This window comes from Nocardia neocaledoniensis (genome assembly GCF_003182135.1).
Lineage (GTDB): Bacteria > Actinomycetota > Actinomycetes > Mycobacteriales > Mycobacteriaceae > Nocardia > Nocardia neocaledoniensis.
Map to the genome: position 1 here is coordinate 271,646 of NZ_QGTL01000008.1, position 18,868 is coordinate 290,513.

General features: G+C 70.6%; 18 protein-coding genes. 14 read left to right on the forward strand and 4 right to left on the reverse strand.

The window, feature by feature from the left end; all coding sequences use genetic code 11:
- Positions 1 to 138 precede the first annotated feature (138 nt).
- Together DFR69_RS22430 and DFR69_RS22435 are read right to left on the reverse strand one after the other, a co-directional pair.
- Entirely contained in the window at positions 139 to 1,656 is a 1,518-nt protein-coding gene (locus DFR69_RS22430) for a hypothetical protein (RefSeq protein ID WP_146229399.1), read from the reverse strand.
- Between the two features lie 82 nt (positions 1,657 to 1,738).
- Entirely contained in the window at positions 1,739 to 2,128 is a 390-nt protein-coding gene (locus DFR69_RS22435; RefSeq protein ID WP_110039569.1) for a hypothetical protein, read from the reverse strand.
- Positions 2,129 to 2,415: 287 nt separating this feature from the next.
- On the opposite strand from DFR69_RS22435, the gene hrcA reads away from it, so the two are divergent.
- The 9 genes from hrcA (at position 2,416) to DFR69_RS22480 (ending at position 12,897) form a co-directional block, all read left to right on the forward strand.
- Positions 2,416 to 3,450: a heat-inducible transcriptional repressor HrcA gene (gene hrcA, locus DFR69_RS22440; RefSeq protein ID WP_110039633.1), complete on the forward strand. Its 1,035-nt coding sequence runs from the start codon at positions 2,416 to 2,418 to the stop codon at positions 3,448 to 3,450.
- A gap of 128 nt (positions 3,451 to 3,578) precedes the next feature.
- Positions 3,579 to 4,733 (forward strand): molecular chaperone DnaJ, encoded by a 1,155-nt coding sequence (gene dnaJ, locus DFR69_RS22445; RefSeq protein WP_110039570.1) that lies wholly within the window; start codon positions 3,579 to 3,581, stop codon positions 4,731 to 4,733.
- Between the two features lie 4 nt (positions 4,734 to 4,737).
- A complete protein-coding gene (locus DFR69_RS22450) occupies positions 4,738 to 5,478 on the forward strand; it encodes a 16S rRNA (uracil(1498)-N(3))-methyltransferase (protein WP_110039571.1) in 741 nt (246 codons plus the stop codon).
- A 189-nt stretch (positions 5,479 to 5,667) separates the two neighbouring features.
- Complete coding sequence (locus DFR69_RS22455; RefSeq protein WP_110039634.1) at positions 5,668 to 6,729, forward strand: PhoH family protein; 1,062 nt, start codon at positions 5,668 to 5,670, stop codon at positions 6,727 to 6,729.
- Between the two features lie 120 nt (positions 6,730 to 6,849).
- Entirely contained in the window at positions 6,850 to 7,404 is a 555-nt protein-coding gene (gene ybeY, locus DFR69_RS22460) for an rRNA maturation RNase YbeY (RefSeq protein WP_019045862.1), read from the forward strand.
- Complete coding sequence (locus tag DFR69_RS22465; RefSeq protein WP_110039572.1) at positions 7,401 to 8,747, forward strand: hemolysin family protein; 1,347 nt, start codon at positions 7,401 to 7,403, stop codon at positions 8,745 to 8,747. The genes ybeY and DFR69_RS22465 overlap by 4 nt, the downstream gene beginning before the upstream one ends.
- Complete coding sequence (locus DFR69_RS22470) at positions 8,740 to 9,075, forward strand: cytidine deaminase (RefSeq protein ID WP_110039573.1); 336 nt, start codon at positions 8,740 to 8,742, stop codon at positions 9,073 to 9,075. Before DFR69_RS22465 ends, DFR69_RS22470 begins: the two co-directional genes overlap by 8 nt.
- Complete coding sequence (gene era / locus DFR69_RS22475; RefSeq protein WP_110039574.1) at positions 9,068 to 9,973, forward strand: GTPase Era; 906 nt, start codon at positions 9,068 to 9,070, stop codon at positions 9,971 to 9,973. Before DFR69_RS22470 ends, era begins: the two co-directional genes overlap by 8 nt.
- A gap of 92 nt (positions 9,974 to 10,065) precedes the next feature.
- Positions 10,066 to 12,897 carry an ABC transporter substrate-binding protein gene (locus DFR69_RS22480; protein WP_244198399.1) on the forward strand — a complete coding sequence of 944 codons (2,832 nt, stop codon included), beginning with the start codon at positions 10,066 to 10,068 and terminating at the stop codon, positions 12,895 to 12,897.
- Here the strand turns inward: DFR69_RS22480 and DFR69_RS22485 are convergent.
- Positions 12,894 to 14,324, reverse strand: coding sequence for an amidase (locus tag DFR69_RS22485; protein WP_110039636.1), 1,431 nt, complete (start codon positions 14,322 to 14,324; stop codon positions 12,894 to 12,896). The two genes, DFR69_RS22480 and DFR69_RS22485, sit on opposite strands and share 4 nt — an antisense overlap.
- Before the next feature lie 149 nt (positions 14,325 to 14,473).
- Between DFR69_RS22485 and DFR69_RS22490 the strand changes: the two genes are divergently transcribed.
- The 5 genes from DFR69_RS22490 (at position 14,474) to DFR69_RS22510 (ending at position 18,025) form a co-directional block, all read left to right on the forward strand.
- Complete coding sequence (locus tag DFR69_RS22490) at positions 14,474 to 15,340, forward strand: alpha/beta fold hydrolase (RefSeq protein WP_110039575.1); 867 nt, start codon at positions 14,474 to 14,476, stop codon at positions 15,338 to 15,340.
- Positions 15,327 to 15,929 (forward strand): TetR/AcrR family transcriptional regulator, encoded by a 603-nt coding sequence (locus DFR69_RS22495; RefSeq protein ID WP_110039576.1) that lies wholly within the window; start codon positions 15,327 to 15,329, stop codon positions 15,927 to 15,929. Before DFR69_RS22490 ends, DFR69_RS22495 begins: the two co-directional genes overlap by 14 nt.
- 45 nt (positions 15,930 to 15,974) lie before the next feature.
- Positions 15,975 to 16,742 (forward strand): DNA repair protein RecO, encoded by a 768-nt coding sequence (gene recO, locus DFR69_RS22500; protein WP_110039577.1) that lies wholly within the window; start codon positions 15,975 to 15,977, stop codon positions 16,740 to 16,742.
- A gap of 42 nt (positions 16,743 to 16,784) precedes the next feature.
- A complete protein-coding gene (locus tag DFR69_RS22505; protein ID WP_110039578.1) occupies positions 16,785 to 17,597 on the forward strand; it encodes an isoprenyl transferase in 813 nt (270 codons plus the stop codon).
- Between the two features lie 74 nt (positions 17,598 to 17,671).
- A complete protein-coding gene (locus DFR69_RS22510; protein WP_244198405.1) occupies positions 17,672 to 18,025 on the forward strand; it encodes a YbjN domain-containing protein in 354 nt (117 codons plus the stop codon).
- 3 nt (positions 18,026 to 18,028) lie between these two features.
- Here DFR69_RS22510 and DFR69_RS22515 read toward each other — a convergent pair whose 3' ends face one another.
- Positions 18,029 to 18,772: an LGFP repeat-containing protein gene (locus DFR69_RS22515; protein ID WP_244198400.1), complete on the reverse strand. Its 744-nt coding sequence runs from the start codon at positions 18,770 to 18,772 to the stop codon at positions 18,029 to 18,031.
- Positions 18,773 to 18,868: the final 96 nt, after the last annotated feature.

The window sequence follows — 18,868 nt, forward strand, 5'->3', positions numbered from 1 at the left end:
TCGGCTCGATGCCATGTCAGACCCGAGCCGACGCTGATCGCTGCTCGCCGTCTGGCGTGGGCAACTCACCGCCGATCACTCCGCCGGTGACCGTCGGACACCGATCACCCAGCAGCGCCTCGGTATTCGCCGCCGTGATCAAGAGTAGTCCGGCAGTGCCCGCTCGTGCTGCGGGTCCGGCACCTGTCCGGCAGTGGGTGCGGCGTAGTGGAACAGGCGATCAAGGATGCGCGGCGCGGACACCGCCGTGGAGGGGTTCGCCCCGATGACCGGCCCGGCCGCGCCGGGGACACTGCGACCGATCCCAGGTTCCAGCGGATCGGAGAGTGGCGAAGGCTGATAGCGCGGGCCACCTGCCCATGCGCGCTCTCCCGATCCCGTCGCAGATGTGCCGCCAGCCGCCAGGTCCTGACGCACATCGCGCGAGAGGTCCTGCCGGCCCGGCCGTTCCCCGACCCACCCCGAGTCCGGCTCCACGTCCGGCGCGGGCAGGGGAGTTGTTCCTCCTCCCGTGCCGAAGCCGCTGACGGGCGGCGACAGCGGAGCGACGCCCGCATTGCCCGAAGCCGTCCGGACGACCGACTCGCCCACGCCCTGCCCCGCTGACTCGCCCCCGCGTGCGCCCGTGACATCCGGCCCGCCCCCCACCGGACCACCGCCCTCAGACGTCGCCGCCGTACCGCTGCCCTCGATCTCGCTGGGTCCGGTGCCGTTGGACGCTATGGCGGTGGCGCCGGTGCCGTTGTCCGCCATGGTGGTGGGGTCGGCGTCGTTGTCTTCCATGGTGGTTGGGCCGGAGCTGTTTTCCGCCATGGTGGTGGGGCCGGTGCCGTTGTCTGCCATGGTGGTGGCCCCGGAGCTGTTGTCCGCTACGGTACTGGCGCCGGTGCCGGTGGCCGCCAGGTCGGTGCTGTCTGAGTCCTCGTGCGATTCCTGCCCTGTGGACAGGCCCTGGGAATCCGCATCGGCGGACGCCCGTTCCTCGCCCGCCCGGTCGTCCCTCGGACCGCTGCCCGCAGGCTGTGGTCGGTCGTCGTCGCTGCTGTCACCCGGGCGATCGTCGTCGCCGCTGTCACCCGGTCGATCGAGGCCGCCGCGGCCGCCACCCCGTCGATCGTCACCGCCGTCGCGATCATCCGGCCGATCCTCGGCCCTCGGCCTGTCCTTCGGCGATCCGTCGAGTGACGCACTCGACCTTCCTTCCTCCGGCTCCGAAGCCCACCGCGCCTCGGGAAAAGCCGTGACTCGCCGAGTCGGCCTGGGCAGCACCGGAATCCGGCGGTCCACCGTGCCGAACGGCAGCACGTATCGCTCGTGCATCGCCGTGCGCGCGGTCTCGACCGCCCACTCCTGCGCGCCGTATTTCGCCGCGGCGTCGGCGACCTCGGTGCCGACCGGCTCGGGTATCGCGGATCTGGTGGTCACGATCGCTTCGGCGGCCGCCCGCACCACCTCCGACAGCTCGACGAAGGCGGCGGTCAATTCCCTCGCCTCCGCCAGATACGCGGTGACGGCCGCGCGGGCCGTGTCCGCCGCGGTACCGGACCACGTCACCACCTGTGCCTCGCGCAGGGAATGGGCGAAGGCGGATACCCCTTCCTCCCACCAGCGCGCGATCTGCTCGAACGAGTCCGCTTGCGCGAACGCCGCCGTCACGTCGAGCGGGGCGAACGCCGCGACGATCTCCCGGTGCCGCCAATTCCGGACGTTCTCACCCCGGCCCGGAATCCCGGGTGGCTCATACCCGAACATCGCGGGCCTCCGTCGAAACCCGCTGCGTCACAGCGCCGTCCACCGACCTCTGTCGATCAGCCCATTCCTCGTCGACGAGTGCGAATTCCTCGAACGCCCGCCGAAGAGCCAGCCGCAGCTCCGCCACCACGCGAGCGTGCGCCGCCAGCACCGCGTCGACGCTGTTCCCGCCGTGACGCGCCTTCGCGCGCAACCTGGCCACCACCGCCGCGGCGGAGATCAGCCGAGGGTCGTCCTCGCCCAGCCCCCAGTACTCCTGCTCGGCGATCCGGCCGGCCAGCGCCCGGATGGTCTCGATCACCCGGAGGAACTCCGCACACCCCCGATCGAATCCGGCGAACTCCGCCGGATCCACCGCCACCACGTCCCGCTGCATCGCGCATCCCTCCCCGTCGGTCCGAAAACCACTGGTGAACAGCTGAATCAGTGCCGAACGTACGCCGAGCCCCCCGCCCCGGCCAGCCCCGATCGGCGATCTGTGGACAACTCGCGCCCTGTGGACAACCCCGGGCGCGGGACGACGAGGTGCGCGGGCGATTCCGGACCGGACAATTAGACTGGAGAACGAGACGCTGCGAGCGTCCGCGTGCGAGTCTGTGCGACGAACACAGCAACACACGCGGGCCGATGAGGAAACCCGGCACGAGCGAGGAGGTGGGGTCGATGGCGTCGAGCACCGAGGATCGGCGTTTCGAGGTCCTGCGAGCGATCGTCGCGGACTACGTCGCCACCAAGGAACCGATCGGCTCGAAGTCGCTCGTGGAGCGGCACAACCTGGGTGTCTCCAGCGCGACCATCCGCAACGACATGGCGGTCCTCGAGGCCGAGGGGTACATCACCCAGCCGCACACCAGTTCCGGGCGCATTCCCACCGACAAGGGCTACCGCGAGTTCGTCGACCGCATCGCCGAGGTGAAGCCGCTCTCCGGCGCCGAGCGCCGCGCGATCATGGAGTTCCTCGAATCCGGCGTCGACCTCGACGACGTCCTGCGCCGCGGGGTCCGCCTGCTGGCTCAGCTCACCCGCCAGGTCGCCGTCGTGCAGTACCCCACGGTCTCGGCGTCGATCGTGCGCCACATCGAGGTCGTCGCGCTCAACCCGGCCCGGCTGCTGCTGGTGGTGATCACCGACACCGGCCGGGTCGACCAGCGCATCGTCGACCTGGGCGCGGTGATCTCCGACGACGATCTCGCCGCCCTGCGCGGCCTGCTCGGCGGCGCCATGGACGGCAAGCTGCTCTCGGTGGCCAGCGCGTCGGTGGCCGGGCTGCCCGAACGGGCGCCGGACAAGATCAAGGACGTGCTGGTCCGCGTCTCGACCGTGCTGGTGGAGACCCTGGTCGAGCACCCCGAGGAGCGGCTCGTCCTCGGCGGCACCGCCAACCTCACCCGCAATGTCGCCGACTTCGGCTTCCCCGGCTCCCTGCGCACCGTGCTCGAGGCGCTCGAAGAGCAGGTCATCGTGCTCAAACTGCTCGCCGCGGCGCAGCAGCCCGGCCAGGTGATGGTGCAGATCGGCGAGGAGACCCAGGTCGAGCAGATGCGTGGCACCTCGGTGGTGTCCACCGGTTACGGAGCGGCGGGCGCGGTCCTGGGCGGCATGGGTGTGCTCGGGCCCACCCGGATGGACTATCCCGGGACGATGGCGTCGGTGGCGACCGTCGCCAGGTACATCGGCGAGGTGCTCGCCGAAAGGTGACGGCGAGCCGGGGACGGTCGACCCGCACTGTAAAGTCGGAACTTCGGCCGGTAAAGTTGAGTCGATTCGACTAAAGGATGCGCCCGGCGCTCGGCTGGACCACAGCGACCAAGGACTAGAGAACTCAAGTGGCACGGGATTACTACGGACTGCTCGGCGTCGGCAAGAACGCCACCGACCAGGAGCTCAAGCGCGCCTACCGCAAGCTGGCCCGCGAACTGCACCCCGACGTGAACCCGGACGAGGCCGCCCAGGCCAAGTTCAAGGAAGTCTCCACCGCCTACGAGGTGCTGACCGACCCGGAGAAGCGCCGGATCGTCGACCTCGGCGGTGACCCGCTCGAAAACGGCGGCGGCGGAGCCGGATTCAGCGGCGCGGGCTTCGGCGGCCTCGGCGATGTCTTCGAGGCGTTCTTCGGTGGGATGAGCGGCCAGGGCGGCGGCGCGCGCAAGCCGCGCGGCCGCGTGCAGCCCGGCGCCGACTCGCTCATCCGCACCCGGCTGAGCCTGGCCGAATGCGCTGTCGGCGTCACCAAGCACCTCACCGTCGACACCGCCATCCTCTGCGACATCTGCCAGGGCGCGGGCACCAACGGCAACTCCAAGCCGGTGCGCTGCGAGACCTGTGACGGCGCGGGCGAGGTGCAGTCGGTGCAGCGCTCGTTCCTCGGCCAGGTGCTCACCTCGCGACAGTGCCCCACCTGCCGCGGCGCCGGCGAGACCATCCCGGATCCCTGCCACAAGTGCGGCGGTGACGGCCGCGTGCGCGCCCGCCGCGAGATCGCCGCGCCGATCCCGGCCGGGGTGGCCAACGGCATGCGCGTGCGCCTGGCCGCGCAGGGCGAGGTCGGCCCCGGCGGCGGTCACGCCGGTGACCTCTACGTCGAGGTCGTCGAGCAGCCGCACGACACCTTCGTCCGCGACGGCGACGACCTGCACTGCACCGTGCGGGTGCCGATGGTCGACGCCATCCTCGGCACCACCGTCGTGGTCGACACGATCCTCGACGGGCCCACCGAGCTCAGCATCGCGCCGGGCACCCAGCCCGGTGAGGTCATCCAGCTGCGCGCCCACGGCATGCCCCGGCTGCGTTCCGGCGCGCGCGGCGACCTGCTGGCGCACCTCGACATCGTGGTGCCGACCAAGCTGGACGGCAAGCAGACCGACCTGCTGCGCAAGTTCAAGGGCATGCGCGACAAGGACCGCGCCGAGGTGATGTCGGCCCAGTCCGAGCACAACAGCGGCCTGTTCGCCCGCCTGCGCGCCTCCTTCAGCGGACGCTGACCCGGTGGCCGCGACGGTCTTCTACCTCGACGAGGTCCCCGAGCCCGGTGCCGTCGCGGTCCTGGACGGGCCGGAGGGCCGGCACGCCGCGACCGTGCGCCGGATCCGGGTGGGCGAGCCGATCACCCTGTCCGACGGACGCGGCGTGCTCGCCGAATCCGAGGTCGTCGCGGCCGAGAAGAACCGGCTCGACCTCGCCGTGCGCACCCGCCGGGTGGCCACCCCCGCGACGCCGCGGGTGCGGGTCGTGCAGGCGTTGCCGAAATCGGATCGGTCCGAACTCGCCGTCGAGCTGATGACCGAGGCGGGCGCCGACGTCATCGTGCCGTGGCAGGCCGCGCGCTGTGTCGCGAACTGGGAGGCCAAGGCCGCCAAGGGGATCGAGAAGTGGCGCGCCGCGACCAAGTCCGCCGCCCGGCAGTCCCGGCGCGCGTACATCCCCGAGGTCACCGAGCTGCACCGCACCCGCGACCTGCTCGAGCTGGTGCGCGCCGCGAAGGCCGACGGCGCGATCGTCGCCGCACTGCACGAGTCCGGCGCCCACAAATTCACCGAGCTCGCCCTGGCCGAGGCGCCCGAGGTGGTGCTGATCGTCGGGCCGGAAGGCGGCCTCGACGACACCGAGCTGGCCGCGCTGGCCGAGGCGGGCGCCGACGTGGTGCTGCTCGGTCCGACCGTGCTGCGCACCTCCACGGCCGCCGCGGTGGCACTCGGCGCCGTCGGCGCCCTCACCCCGCGGTGGTAGCGCGGCCGCTGTGACCTGCGATCACTCGTCGATCGCGATTCGGCCGAACCGGTCGTTATATCGCTGGGCGGTGTCGGTGCCGCGCGTTAAACTGAGCTCATCGAACACACAGTCGAGACCGGAAGCAGGCTATAGCCACTTTTGAAGAACTCAGGCGAGATCGGCGACCCCACCAACCCCGTATCAGGCATCGGCGCAGGCGGAAACAACGCGGGTCCCGCGGCGCGAACAGTGCGTTCCAGCATCGAACTCGCCCCGGAGTCTGTTTTCCCCTTCCTCGGCTCGGCCGACCAGAATCTCCGTCAGCTGGAGAAGCTGCTCCCGGCCGACATCCACGTCCGCGGCAACACCGTCACCATCACCGGCAAGGCCGGTGACGTCGCGCTGGCCGAGCGCGTCATCGAGCAGCTCGTGGCGCTGACCGGCCGCAATCGCGTGATCACCCCCGAAGCGGTCCGGCACACCGTCTCCATGCTCACCGAGGGCGTGTCGGAATCGCCGGCCGAGGTGCTGAGCCTGGACATCCTGTCGCGCCGCGGCAAGACCATCCGGCCCAAGACGCTGAACCAGAAGCGCTACGTCGACGCGATCGACGCCAACACCATCGTGTTCGGCATCGGTCCCGCCGGTACCGGCAAGACCTATCTGGCGATGGCCAAGGCGGTGCAGGCCCTGCAGTCCAAGCAGGTCACCCGCATCATCCTGACCAGGCCCGCGGTCGAGGCCGGTGAGCGGCTCGGCTTCCTGCCCGGCACGCTCAACGACAAGATCGACCCGTACCTGCGGCCGCTCTACGACGCGCTGCACGACATGATGGATCCCGAGGCGATCCCGAAGCTGCTTGCCTCGGGCGTCATCGAGGTCGCGCCGCTGGCGTACATGCGTGGCCGCAGCCTCAACGACTCGTTCATCATTCTCGACGAGGCGCAGAACACCACGGCCGAGCAGATGAAGATGTTCCTCACCCGCCTCGGCTTCGGGTCGAAGATGGTGGTCACCGGTGACATCTCGCAGGTCGACCTGCCCAACGGGCAGCGCTCGGGTCTGCGGGCGGCCTCGGAGATCCTCACCGACATCGACGACATCCACTTCTCGGAGCTCACCAGCGCCGACGTGGTGCGTCACCGGCTGGTCTCCGACATCGTCGACGCCTACGACCGGTACGAATCCGACACCCGCGCGGTGCCGGGCCCGCACTACCCCGGCAACCGCGCGCAGCGCCGCGCGGCGGGCCGGGCGAACCGCGGATAGCGGCGCGCGGCGGATGCGGGTTCCCAGCGCGGAACCCGCATCGCGCTGTGCCGCGGTTACCCGCGCCACGCTGGACCGATGCGGTTTCATGGATCAAACGGCGGCCCGTACCCTGAACAGGTGAGCATCGAGATCGCCAACGAATCGGGCATGGACGTCCCCGAAGAAGACCTGGTCAGCGTGGCACGTTTCGTGATCGGCCGGATGGACGTGCATCCGGCCGCCGAACTGTCGATGGTGCTCGTCGATCTCGACACCATGGCCGACCTGCACGTGCGCTGGATGGACCTGCCCGGCCCCACCGACGTGATGTCGTTCCCGATGGACGAGCTCGAGCCGGGCGGTCGCCCCGACAGCCCGGAGCCCGGGCCCTCGATGCTCGGCGACATCGTGTTGTGCCCGGAGTTCGCGATGGGGCAGGCGCAGAAGGCCGGGCATTCGCTCGACCACGAGCTGGCGCTGCTCACCGTGCACGGCGTCCTGCACCTGCTCGGCTACGACCACGCCGAGCCGGAGGAGGAGAAGGAGATGTTCGCGCTGCAGGGCCAGCTGCTCGAAGAGTGGTACGTGAGCCTGCGCGAGGAACAGCGGCGCGCCGAACTGGCCGAGCGCGACGCCCGGCTGCTCGGCAAGGCGGGCTTCACCGCGCCGGGTGACGCGCTGGGCCCCGCGTGACGGCATTCACCCAGATCCTGCTGACGATCGTGCTGATCGGCCTCGGCGGGATCTTCGCCGGCGTCGACTCGGCACTGAACACGGTGTCGCGGGCCCGGCTCGACGACATGGTCCGCGAGGAACGCCCCGGCGCGGCGCGGCTGCGCAAGATCGTCGACGACCGGCCGCGATACGTGAATCTGACGGTGCTGCTGCGCATCCTGTGCGAGATCACCGCCACCGTCCTGCTCGCCGCCGCGGCACTGCAACTGTGGAGCCCGGCGACGGCGCTGCTGGTCACCGCCGCGGTGATGGTGGTCGTGTCCTATGTCGTGATCGGTGTCGGGCCCCGCACCCTCGGCCGCCAGCACGCCTATTCGATCGCGCTGGGCGCCGCGGTGCCCCTGCAGGTCATCGGCGCGGTGCTGAGCCCGGTGAGCAGGCTGCTGATCCTGCTCGGCAACGCGATCACGCCCGGTAAGGGATTCCGCAACGGCCCCTTCGCCTCCGAGATCGAGTTGCGCGAGGTGGTCGACATGGCCAGGGAGCGCGGCGTCGTCGCCGACGACGAACGACGGATGATCCAGTCGGTCTTCGAACTCGGCGACACCCTGGCCCGCGCGGTGATGGTGCCACGCACCGAGATGGTCTGGATCGAGCACGACAAGACCGCGTCGCAGGCGATGTCGCTGGCGGTCAGGTCCGGGCATTCGCGGATCCCGGTGATCGGTGAGAACGTCGACGACGTGCTCGGCGTGGTGTACCTGAAAGACCTTGTGCCCTATGCCGATCGCAGCCGCAAGGTGACGGTGCGCGAGGTGATGCGGCCCGCGGTGTTCATCCCCGACTCCAAACCGCTCGACGATCTGCTCGACGAGATGCAGCGTCGTCGCAACCACATGGCGCTGCTGGTCGACGAGTACGGCGGCATCGCCGGGCTGGTGACCATCGAGGACGTGCTCGAGGAGATCGTCGGTGAGATCGCCGACGAGTACGACACGGACGAGACCCCGCCGGTGGAGGACCTCGGCGACGGCCGTTACCGGGTGTCGGCGCGGCTGTCGGTGGAGGACCTCGGCGAGCTGTACGGGCTCGACATCGAGGACGAGGACGTCGACACCGTGGGCGGCCTGCTCGCCCACGAGCTGGGGCGCGTGCCGCTGCCCGGGTCGAAGGTGACCGTGTACGGGTTGGTGCTGCGCGGCGAGGGCGGCGCGGACGCGCGCGGCCGCATGCGGGTCAACACCGTGCTGGTGCGCCGCGCGCCCGACAAGGAGAAGAAGAACAACACCGCGCGGACCGGCGAGGGCGCCGAGCCCGCGCAGGTCAACGTGCCCGACGACAACGGAGAAGCCGATGAGTGAACTGGATGCCGAGGACAACAAGCTGCTGGTGCTGGCGCGTGGCGCGCTGGGCCGCACCGGCGGTGCGAGCGGCGCCGCGGTGCGCGACACCGACGGCCGCACCTACGCCGCGGGCGAGGTCGCGCTGTCGAGCCTGCGGCTGACCGCGCTGCAGGCCGCCGTGGCCGCCGCGATCTCCAGCGGCGCCGAGGGTTTCGAGGCGGCGGTCGTGGTCGCCGGCGACCCCGAGGACGCCGGAATCGCCGCGCTGCACGAGGTCTCGCCGTCGGCCACGGTGATCAGCACCGATCGCGGCGGCGCCGTCCTGAGCGAGGTGCGCGGTGGCTGAGTCCGAGTTCCGTTCCGGCTTCGTCTGTTTCGTCGGCCGTCCGAACACCGGCAAGTCGACGCTGACCAACGCATTGGTCGGCACCAAGATCGCGATCACCTCCTCGCGTCCGCAGACCACCCGCCACACCATCCGCGGCATCGTGCACCGTGAGCACGCCCAGCTCATCCTGGTCGACACCCCCGGTCTGCACCGCCCGCGCACCCTGCTCGGCCAGCGCCTCAACGATCTGGTGCGCGATACCTATTCCGAGGTCGACGTGATCGCCGTGTGCATCCCGGCCGACGAGAAGATCGGGCCCGGCGACCGCTGGATCGTCGAGCAGATCAAGATGATGGCGCCCAAGACCACCGTGCTCGGCGTGGTCACCAAGATCGACAAGGTGAGTCGCGACCAGGTCGCCCACCAGTTGATGGCGGTCTCCCAGCTGCTCGGGCCGGAGGCCGAGGTGGTACCGGTATCGGCGGTGAAGGGGGAGCAGGTCGAGGTGCTCGTCGACGTGATCGCCTCGAAGATGCCCGAGGGCCCGGCGTTCTACCCCGACGGCGAGATCACCGACGAGCCCGAGGAAACCCTCATGGCCGAGCTGATCCGCGAGGCCGCGCTCGAAGGCGTGCGCGACGAGCTGCCGCATTCGCTGGCCGTGGTGATCGAGGAGATCCAGCCGTACGAGGCCAACGAGGACATGCTCGAGGTGCATGCCCTGCTGTATGTCGAGCGGCCGAGCCAGAAGGCGATCATCATCGGCAAGAACGGTTCCCGGCTCAAGGAGGTCGGCACCAACGCGCGCAAGCAGATCGAGCACATCCTCGGCACCCGCATCTACCTGAACCTGCACGTGAAGGTGGCCAAGGACTGGCAGCGTGATCCGAAACAGCTGGGGAAGCTGGGCTTTTGACCGTTTGAGTGTCGGCCGGACGGGGTATCGTTCGGCGAATACGCCGGGTGCGATCCGGTGTGCTCGCTGTTCGCCCCGGGGAGGCCGTCGAAGTGCCCGATGCCAATGATGTCGGCAAGCTGCTGGAGTTGCTGCGGGTACTCGAGATTCCCGACGCCAAGCCGCGAGTGCTGCGCGCGCTGTGGCGCGGACGGCGCACACTGCCGCGGCCGATCGTCGAGGTGGTCGGGGTGCAGGGGCACACGGCGCTGGTCGGCGAGTTGTACAGCTGGCTGGGCGAATCCGGCGGCAGGCGCGCGACACCGCGCGCCAAGATCGATCTGCACGCCCCGGATCTGCCGCGCACCGCGCTCACTCCCGACCTCAACGCGGTCAGCTCGGTCGACGATCAGGAACTCGCCGGGCACTGTCTGCCGATCATTCAGCAGCTGGTCGCCGGGTTCGCCGCCGACGACACCGCCATGGGCGCGATCAAGTTCCCGCGCTACCGCACCGCCGACTGGCTGACCCGGCAGCGCGTCACCAGCGACGAATCCGAGACGCCTGACGAGTTGCGCCGCCGGTTGCCCAAGCTGCTGCGCAGCGGTTCGCCGACGAGTCGCTCCGACACCGCCGAGGGGGTGGCGGGCGACACGATCTCGCGGGTGGTCTTCGGTGTGCTGGCGTTGTGGCCGGTGCTGCGGTTGTGGCTGTGGGTGTCCGGGCGCATCCCCGGCATGTCGAAGGTGACGCGGTGGTTCCTGCACCAGCGCTACCTCGCGCCCGAATTGTCCGGCAGTTTCCTGGGTTTCGCCTCGCGACTCACGGCCTCGCACCGGGTCGACGAGAACGAGGAGCAGGTCGCCAAGCTGCTCATCCACGCCTTCCTCGAGGACCTGCGCGATGCCTACCGGCGCCGGATCTGGCGGCCGTCGAGCTGGCGGCGCACCGCCTATCCGGTGGCCCTGCTCGGCGGGCTGGCCGAGGACGGCGACGGCGCGCGGATCCTCACCTGGATCAACGAGATCCGCAACGAGACAGGACATTTCGATCCGCTGGTGGTGGTCGCCTTCCGCGACGAGGGCCCGCGCCGCGAGGTCGGCGAGCTGGGCCACATCGGGGACCTGCGTCAGCTGCGCACGCTGGAGAGCATCGCCGAGCGGCCGACCGCGCAGCCGCCGGACCCGCTGCAGAGCTGGGTTCGCGAGATCGAGAACCGGCGCACCCACCGGCAGGCCGACGCGTGGTTCCTGCCGTTGCGCGCGCTGCTGCCCGCCGACGTTCCGCCACGGGTCAGCGATCCGCGCTTCCGTGGGATGGCACTGCCGCCCGCGCCGCCGATGGCCGCGCGCAGCTGGTTCGTCGGGTTGTGCGTGCTGATCCCGATCGCCCTCGCGATCGGCGCGGCGCTCGTCTACTTCCCGCCGCTGCGCGGGGCGCCGTGTTCGCAGTGGCCGTGGACCGACGGTGTGTCGGTGAGTCTGCGGGACGGTGAGTGCGTCGGCTACAGCGACAACCCGCGCCAGATCTTCGCCGACGATCCCGAGCTCACCGCCATGCAGCGCGAGGTGTTCCGGCTCAACACGGCGGCGGCCGAGGCCCGCGAGAGCAACCCGAACCGGCCCCTGGTCTCGCTGGTGTACTTCGCCGGGCTCAGCTACGCCGACACGAACGTGCGCTATCCGCACGCCCAGGTCGAGGAACTGGCCGGGCTGGCGGTGCAGCAGCGCCGCGCGCTGCTGGCCTCCGACGAGTCCGAGCCGCTGTTGCGGATCGTCATCGCCAACGGCGGCACCGACATGCGGCAGGCGCAGTGGGTGGTCGAGCATCAGCTGCGCGGGCTGGCGGCCGCGGACGCCAGTGTGCTCGGCGTGGTCGGCATCGACCGCAGCACCGACGAGACCCGCAAGGCGATCACCCGGCTCGGTGAACTCGGCGTGCCCGCGGTGGCGACGACGCTGTCGGCCGACGGCCTCGATCAGGCCTCGCCGCTGTATTTCCAGGCGGCGCCGAGCAACAAGGTGCAGGCGCGGCTGATCGCCGACTACGCGCAGGGCGCCCGTGAGAACACCGGCGGCCGCCGCTACGACAAGGTGGTGATCTACCACCCGGAGGCGGCCGACGACCTCTACGTGACGAGCCTGGTCGCGGACCTGAAAGACGAACTCGCCGAACGCGGTGTGGCCCAGGAGAGCCTGAGCTGGCGCGAACAGCAACAGCTGTACCGGTTCCCGGCGCCGTGTGAGACCGAAGGCTTCGACCGGAACACCCTGCTGTTCTTCGCCGGCCGCAACGACGACTTCCCCACCTTCGCCAAGGCGGTGAGCCGGGGCTGTCTCAGCGGGGACGGCCCGGCGATCCTGGGCAACGACGCGGTGACCCGCCTGATCACCGACCCCAAGGCGACCGCGGCCCTGCCTGCCAACCTCACAGTGCGCTATGTGTCCAAGGCGGCGCCGGTGATGCTCGGCGGCGCCGACTGCGTCCGCGGCGTCGGCAAGGTCGGCGATCAGCCGGTGCCGTTCGAACACGAGCAGCTGTGCGTCGAGCTGGCCGGCCTGATCGAGGAACTGCGCGGCTATCCCGAACTCGGCGACTACCGGCCCACCTGGGCAGGCGATCGCACCGGGCTGGCCTTCGACGTGAGCGGGTTGTTCCTGCAGGCGGTGCGCAGCAGTCGCGGCGTGCTGGCCGACCTGCCGCCGAACCGCACCGCCATCGCGGTGCAGATGCGCGAGAGCGACTATCGCGGCGTCACCGGCACACTCGGCTTCTCGACCCGGCGCGTGGCCGACGGGTCATCCATCGCGGTGCTGGTCACCACGGCCGTCGGCGGGCAGGGCCCGCAGCGCTGCCTGATGATGTTCCCGCGCCAACCCGGTCAGGACGGCTGCCCGGCGGGCACCAAGAGCGATATCGAGGGCTGGGCCGAACCGGGTCGCTAGGTCCACCACGGTGTCGGCCGGTCGCGCTCCCAGTGCCGCTCCGCCTCGAGCTGCGCGGCCAGGGCGATCAGTGTCGGCTCAGCGTTCGCGGTGCCCATCAGCTGCGCGCCGATCGGCAGACCGGTGTCGGTGAACCCGGCGGGGACGTTCACGCTCGGCCAGCCGAGGACGTTCCACGGCCAGGTGAACGGGCACGCGCCGGTGATCAGGCCGTTGGTCGCGCCGACGCCGATGCCGTCGATCTCCTCGGCGCGCGGGGCCGGGGTGGCCGTGGTCGGTGCCAGCACCACGTCGTAGTCGTCGAAGAACGCGCCGATCCGCCGGTGCAGCAGTGGCTCCAGCATCCGGGCCGCGGTGAGCGCGGGACCGCTGAGCACTCGGCCGATGCGGGCGTTCGCCGTGGTCCGCGGGTCGACGACCGCCGCGGGCATGGACCGGTGCACCTTGCTGATCCCGCCGAGTGAGCGCGGCAGGAAGGAGGCGCCGATCAGCACGCCGTAGTGCAGATCGGCGATCGTCACCGTGTGGCCGAGGGCGCGCAGGGTGGTCGCCAGGTCGTGTACGGCCGCCGCGATCTGCGGGTCGAGGGCGGTGCGGGTCGCGGTGAACGGGATGCGCAGGGAGAGCGCGATTCTGAGTTTGCCCGGGTCGCGGCCCACCGCCGCAGTCGCGTCGATCGGCGCAGGCGTGTGCAGGTCGCCGGGATGCGGCCCGGCGGCGAGGTCGAGCAGGAGCGCGGCGTCGCGCACGGTCCGCGCGAGCGGCCCGTTGACGGTGAGACCGTGGAACGCCTCGGGATGCGGCCAGGTGGAGATGCGGCCACGCTGGGGCTTGATGCCGACCAGATTGGTCCACGCGGCGGGAATGCGCACCGAGCCCGCGCCGTCGGAACCCAGTGCGGCGGGCACCAATCCGGCCGCGACCGCGGCCGCCGACCCGCCGGAGGAGCCGCCGGGCGTGCGGGTGCGGTCCCACGGATTGCGGGTGTGCCCGAAGGCGTCGCCACTGGTGAAGGGCAGCTGGCCGAGCTCGCAGGTGTTGCTCTTGCCCACGATCACCGCGCCCGCCGCGCGCAGCCGTCGCACCGATTCGGCGTCGGCGGCGGCGGGCTCGAACTCGCCGCCGCAGCCGAAGGCAGTGACCTCCCCGGCGATGTCGGTGTCGTCCTTGACCGCGATCGGCACACCGAGCAGCGGTAACCGTGTCCCGGCCGCGCGGCGCGCGTCGGCCTCGGCGGCCTCCCGCAACGCGGCCTCGCGCCGCACCACGCGGAAGGCATTGAGGGTCGGCTGGGACGCCTCGATGCGGTCGAGCACGTCGGTGACGGCCGTGACGGAGGTGAGGTGGCCTTCGGCGATGGCGGCGCTCAGTTCGGTGAGGCCGAGGTCGGCGGGGGAGTTCGGCGCGACGCGGTCGGGCACGGACATGTGAGCTCCGTCTCTGCTGGTGGTGTGCTCGACCGTAACCATGAACTGGTCGACCGTCCACATACCCTGGGTGGATTTCTGAGGCTAGAAATACATTCGGTATGTATGTAACAGTGGATAGGCCCAGCATTCGACCAGGGGAGGACCCCATGGGAATCAGCTCAGCACTCGGCCCGGCGCACGACCGCACGCTCTCGTCCGGGCGTCTCCGCTATCACGACATCGGAACCGGATCGCCGGTCGTCTTCGTCCACGGCCTGCTCGTCAACGCCGATCTGTGGCGCGATGTCGTGCCCGGCCTCGTCGCGGCCGGACATCGCTGTCTCACGCCCGACTGGCCACTCGGCTCGCACACGATCCCGATGCCCGCGGCCGACCTCACGCCCACCGGCCTGGCCGATCTGATCGCCGAATTCCTCGACGCGCTCGACCTCACCGATGTCACGATCGTCGCCAACGACACCGGTGGCGCGCTCACCCAGATCCTGATGACGCGGCACCCGGAGCGCATCGGCCGCGTGGTCCTGGCCGCCGTCGACTGCTACGAGGTCTTCCCGCCGAAGGCCTTCACGGCCCTGGTGCGCCTGGCGAAGATCCCCGGCGCGATCGCGCCGCTGCTCGCCCCGTTGCGCTGGCGACCCGCCCAGCGGTTGCCGCTCGCCTTCGGCTGGGTGACCAAACACGCACTGCCGCAACCGATCGCCGAGTCCTACCTCGGCCCCGCCCGGCGCGACCCCGCCATCAGGGCGGACCTGCGGCGTTTCGCCGCCGGCGTGGACGCGCGGCACACCCTCGCCGCCGCCGAACGCTTCGCCGAGATCGACCTGCCGGTGCTCGTCGTCTGGTCGACCGAGGACAAACTGTTCCCGATGGCGCTGGCCCATCGGCTGGTCGCCGACCTGCCGCGCGCGAGCCTGCGTACGGTCGGCGATTCGTACACCTTCCTGCCCGAGGACCAGCCGGAGTTGCTCGCCGAACTGATCGTGGAGTTCACTCGGCTGCATGCAGCGCCGTAGTCAGGAGGACCGCTCCCGCACCACCCGAACCGCGCTCGAGCGGGCAGGCCGTGACCTGTTCGCCGAGCGCGGCTTCGCCGGCACGTCCGCCGAGCAGTTGGTGGCGGCCGCCGGCGTGACCCGCGGCGCCCTGCACCACCACTACGGCGACAAGCGCGGGCTGTTCCTCGCCGTGCTCGAACAGGTCGAGACCGAGGCCACCGCGGAGATCGCGGGCGCGATCGGCGCGGTGGACCCCGACGACGTGATCGCCGGCATGACCGCCGGGCTCGCGTGCTTCCTCGACATCTGCGGCCGCCCGGAGATGCTGCGCATCGTCCTGATGGACGCTCCGACGGTCCTGGGCTGGCCGGCCTTCCGCGAGTTCGAATCCCGGCACGGCCTCGGCCTGCTCACCGCCGAACTCCAGCGCGCCGTCGACGCCGGCCTGGTCCCGGCGGTGCCGGTCCCGGTGCTGGCGCAACTGCTGCTCAGCGCGATCACCGAAGCCTCGCTCATCGTCGCCCACGCGGCCGACCCCGACCGCGCCCGCGCGGAAACCCAGCACTCGCTGCTGCTGCTCATCACCGGCCTGCTCAGGCAGAGCTGACGTGTCCGTGGGCACGGTGTCGGGTCGACGTGGAAGACTGGGCCCGTGCGGTTGTATCGGGATGAGGCGGTGGTGGTCCGTCAGCACAAGCTGGGCGAGGCCGATCGCATCGTCACGCTGCTGACCAGGCAACACGGGCTGGTGCGCGCGGTGGCCAAGGGGGTGCGGCGCACCAAGTCGAAGTTCGGGGCGCGGCTCGAGCCGTTCGCCTACATCGACGTGCAGCTGCATCCGGGACGCACCCTCGACATCGTCACCCAGGTGACCACCGTCGAGGCGTTCGCCGCCGACATCATCGACGACTACGGCCGCTACACCACCGCCTGCGCCATCCTCGAGACCGCCGAGCGTCTCGCCGGCGAGGAACGCGCGCCCGCCCCGAAACTGCACGCGCTCACCGCCAGCGCCCTGCGCGCCATCGCCGCCAAGCAGCGTCCGCACGAACTGATCCTCGACGCGTACCTGTTGCGCGCCATGGGTTTCGCCGGATGGGCGCCCGCGCTCGACGAATGCGCCCGCTGCGCCACCCCGGGACCGCATCGCGCGTTCCACGTCGCGGCGGGCGGCGCGGTGTGTGTGCACTGCAGGCCGCCGGGCGCGAGCACCCCGGCCACCGGTGTGCTCGACCTGCTCGTCGCCCTGTTGAAGGGGGAGTGGGACTACATCGCGGGTGTGCCCGATAATGTCCGCCGCCAGGCGAGTGGTCTGGTCGCCGCCCATCTGCAGTGGCATCTGGAACGCCAGTTGCGCACCTTGCCGCTGATCGAACGGTCCGTCGGCGCGGCGGTGGACCGGCCCGTCGTCGCCGGCTGATCGCGCCGCCCGCGGACCGGCGCCCGGCGGCCATCAGGCAGGATGGACGCCGTGATCCTGCGTCGTGACTCATCCACCGCGAGCAAGACGGCCCGCGACATCCGCCCGCCGTCGCAGCACCCCTCCGGCGCGCGCCCGCCCGCGATCCCGCCGGAGCTGGTGCCCAACCACGTCGCGCTGGTGATGGACGGCAACGGCCGCTGGGCGCAGGAGCGTGGCCTGCCGCGCACCGCGGGGCACGAACGCGGCGAGGCCGTGCTCATGGACGCGGTCGAAGGGTCCATCGAGATCGGCGTCAAGTGGCTGTCGGCCTACGCCTTCTCCACCGAGAACTGGCGCCGCAGCCCCGACGAGGTCCGTTTCCTGATGGGCTTCAACCGCGACGTCATCCGCCGCCGCCGCGACGAGATGCACGAGATGGGTGTGCGGGTGCGCTGGGCGGGACGCCGACCGCGCCTGTGGCGCAGCGTGATCAAGGAGCTCGAGGTCGCCGAGGAACTCACCAAGGACAACGACGTGATGACGCTGACCATGTGCGTCAACTACGGCGGCCGGGCCGAGATCGCCGACGCCGCACGGGAGATCGCGCGCCGGGTGGCCGCGGGGGAGATCGATCCGGAGAAGATCGACGAGGCCACCGTCGCTCGGTACCTCGACGAACCCGACATGCCCGATGTCGACCTGTTCCTGCGCCCGTCGGGGGAGTTCCGCAGCTCGAACTTCCTCATCTGGCAGGCCGCCTACGCCGAATTCGTCTACCAGGACACGCTTTTCCCCGATTTCGACCGGCGTAACCTGTGGGACGCGTGCCTGGAATACGCCAAGCGCGATCGTCGCTTCGGCGGCACCAAATGAGCGACGGAGCCGACATGGACGCTGCGGTCACCCCCGACCTCGACCTGCAGGCGCGCACCGGCGCCTGCCTGCAGATGCAGGACATCGATGTGCGCGTCGACGCCGACGGCTCGCTCGGCTTCGAGTACGACGGCGCGCTGTGCTCGATCCGCGCCGTCACCCTGGCGCCCGGCCTCACCGTGCTGTCGCTGACCAGCGTGCTGGCCTGGGACCGCCCCCTCAAGCCGCAGCTGCACAAGCGGGTCGCCGAGCGCAACAATGAGATGCAGTTCGGCTCGGTCACGCTGATCGGGCGCGGCAAACTGGGTGATGTGATCCTGCGCTACACGTTCCCCGCCGAGGGCCTCGACGACAGCGCGCTCACCACCATGCTGCTGCTCACGCTGTCGGGCGCGAGCAAAGCCCGGCAGGGTCTGCTCGCGCCGTAGGCGTCAGCTGCTGGGCTTCCAGGTGATCTTGCCGCCCTGGAAATCCTGGGCCTTGCCGCCCTGGTAGTCGTACTCGTCGCTGGTGGGGTAGCCGTAGCGGCCGCCCTCGGCGCCCGCGCGGATCCAGTCGGCCTGGATGCTGCCCCAGACCGCGTGCGCGCCGGTGGCCGAGGTCCAGTAGATGGCGCCGGTCGGGAACATGCTGAACTGGCCGTCGCCCTTGCCCGCCTTGGCGACATCGCTGAGCGGGAAGCCCAGCGGGCTCGACTCCCAGCCGAGCGCGGCCCACTTGTCCCGGATCGGACCGCTGATCTCGTGCGCGCCGGTGCCGACGGACCAGTAGATCGAGCCCTTCTGGAAGTGGTTGAACCGACCCGCGCCGTTCGGCGTCGACTGCTCACGAGTGACCGGGTAGCCGAGCTTGCCCGACTCGTTGCCGTGCTGGGCGAACTTGTCCCTGATCTGCCCGGCGACGGTGTTGGCGTTGGTGTCGGGGTGCCAGTAGATGGCCGCGTTGTTGGCGAAGGTCTGGTACTTGCCGCCGACGGCGGCATCGGATTCGGGGGAGGTGGGATCGCCGAGCGCGGCGCCGCCCGCCTGGTCGTACTCGACCTCGATCGCGCCGCCCACCTCGAACCCGCCGATCATGCGTGCCTGTGCGGTGCCCGCGACGGCCGCGGGCAGGACGAGGGCGGCCGCGAGCGCGGCGACGGTGCGTGATCGAAGGTGTCGACGGTGAAATGCCACAGGAAACTCCCTGGTCGATTCGTTTTTCGGTGATTTTCGGCGCTAGACCCCGACCGGCACCGCACCCGAACCTACCCGTTCGTTCCCGCTCATAAC

Bases quoted from the DNA above. Each gene is read 5' to 3' on its own strand.
- DFR69_RS22495 (WP_110039576.1), top strand. From the start codon at position 15,327: ATGCAGCGCCGTAGTCAGGAGGACCGCTCCCGCACCACCCGAACCGCG.
- DFR69_RS22510 (WP_244198405.1), top strand. From the start codon at position 17,672: ATGCAGGACATCGATGTGCGCGTCGACGCCGACGGCTCGCTCGGCTTC.
- hrcA (WP_110039633.1), top strand. From the start codon at position 2,416: ATGGCGTCGAGCACCGAGGATCGGCGTTTCGAGGTCCTGCGAGCGATC.
- DFR69_RS22470 (WP_110039573.1), top strand. From the start codon at position 8,740: ATGAGTGAACTGGATGCCGAGGACAACAAGCTGCTGGTGCTGGCGCGT.
- DFR69_RS22435 (WP_110039569.1), bottom strand. From the start codon at position 2,128: ATGCAGCGGGACGTGGTGGCGGTGGATCCGGCGGAGTTCGCCGGATTC.
- DFR69_RS22490 (WP_110039575.1), top strand. From the start codon at position 14,474: ATGGGAATCAGCTCAGCACTCGGCCCGGCGCACGACCGCACGCTCTCG.
- DFR69_RS22505 (WP_110039578.1), top strand. From the start codon at position 16,785: ATGGACGCCGTGATCCTGCGTCGTGACTCATCCACCGCGAGCAAGACG.
- DFR69_RS22485 (WP_110039636.1), bottom strand. From the start codon at position 14,324: ATGTCCGTGCCCGACCGCGTCGCGCCGAACTCCCCCGCCGACCTCGGC.